The 1798-nt window shown below is 44.7% G+C and carries 1 protein-coding gene; it reads left to right on the top strand.

Annotated features, from left to right (window positions below):
- Positions 1 to 158 precede the first annotated feature (158 nt).
- Positions 159 to 1643, top strand: a complete 1485-nt coding sequence (locus ACQRD1_RS14515) for a hypothetical protein (protein ID WP_427787935.1) — start codon at positions 159 to 161, stop codon at positions 1641 to 1643.
- The last annotated feature ends 155 nt before the right edge of the window (positions 1644 to 1798 follow it).

The following is a 1798-nucleotide window of genomic DNA, read 5'->3' as shown; positions in this document are numbered from 1 at the left end:
ATAACTTCTCGGAATCTTCAGCCCTGATTTTATAAGGCTTTCCGACCCTTATCTCAAAAAATCACCCACTTTTTTGCAAAAAACGCTTGACAAATCGCTCAAAATTTGCGGCGAAGCCGATTGATTATATTTTATTTCAATCGACTGGAGGCGATTTTTTGTTACCTTGTAATCCCGGCGGACATGCCGCCTATCAGGATACTTTTGTATCCGATTTCCTTAAGTTCTATCCTGACCCCTTTGTGCTTTCCAAAAGCACCTGGGATTATATCGTGCAGTTCTGGTATCTTGATCTTTCCCAGACGGATTCTCTGATGCAGGATTGCTACTCTGTTTTCGGACCGGAACCACGGCTCCCATCCTGTATGCTGCGCTCCTACCTGCTTGCTTTAAAGCTGAAAGTAACTTCCATCACTGTCTGGTGCCGCATGCTCAGGGAAACTCCTCTTTATGCCATCCTCAGCGGATTCCCTTTCGGAGATACTCCTGGTGTCGGCACTTTTTATGATTTCTTTTCCCGTATCTGGCAGGATGACTCCAACAACCTTTCACCGAAAGACCGTTTCCCTAAAATGAAACCGCCCAAGGGAAAAAAGAAAGGCGATAAGACTCCCTGCGATTCTTCCAGCATAGCTTCCAAACTTCTCCCTTTGCTGGAACGCTTGCACTTAAAACCAGAGAATCCTTTTTCTCTCATTTTCCATCTTTATAAGCAGCAATTTCTGGATCTTTCCATCCGCAAGGGGTTGATCGATCCTGAACATCTGGCTCTTGCCGGGGACGGCACTCCTGTCCGTACCGCAGCACAGCAGCGAAAAAAACGGATCTGCGGTTGCAGGGAGAATGGCTGTTCTTTCTGTAACTGTAAACGTCATTATTCCCAGCCCGACTGTAACTGGGGATGGGACTCTCACCGGGAATCCTATTTCTTCGGTTACCATCTCTACATGTATGTGGCTTCCAATTCACACAGTGACCTTCCCGTTTTTCCTATTTTAGAGCGTGCTTCCCGGCATGACATGCTTTCTTTTCTCCATTCCTTTTTCACCATGAAAGCATATCTTCCAGAGTTCCACATAGAAAAGCTCCTTCTGGATTCTGCTCATGACGCTTACGCTATTTATGAATACTGCAAACGGGAAAATATCACGCCTTTTATCGACTTGAATCCCGGACATACCGGGCATTTCACTTACAAAGACGACTTCACCATTGACGATGACGGTGTCCCAATCTGCAAGATGGGCTTACGTATGCATAAAGATGGATATGAGACTGCCAAACACCGGGCAAAATACCGATGTCCTAAATCGAACCGGCAACGTGGCTGCTTCTGTGAGCATCCCTGTTCACCAGCGAAATACGGCAGAACCGTACATATCTTTACCGATAACAATCCAAGGTTATTTAACATACCGCCAAGAGACAGTAAAGCATGGAAAAAGGAATATGACGGAAGAACTTCCGTGGAACGTTCTAACAAACGTGAGAAAGAAGACTATAAATTAGAAGACGGCAGGCACCGCTCTACGAAGATGTGGTACTGCCGCCTCTACGGCATCATGATGCTACAACATCTTGATGCCTGGGAAATGCCGTCAGTCGAGGCATTTCAAGATTCATTATTAAGATTGGCCTCTTAATAATGTTATCTTAAACGACTCCATAAAATTTTTCAAGGCATAGTATCCTCTATGTCCAATGTTTATGTCCATTTCTCGCAAATTTCTTTTCCTGCACGATATTCAGTTGTCAATTTTCGCTTGGAATCTCATTCATTGAGATTCCGAGAAGTTAT

The organism is Bariatricus sp. SGI.019 (assembly GCF_050315235.1).
In the GTDB taxonomy this organism is placed as follows: Bacteria; Bacillota; Clostridia; order Lachnospirales; family Lachnospiraceae; genus JAFBIX01.
Note: the sequence above shows the minus strand (reverse complement) of the source record. Positions and strands in the feature narration are given on the sequence as shown.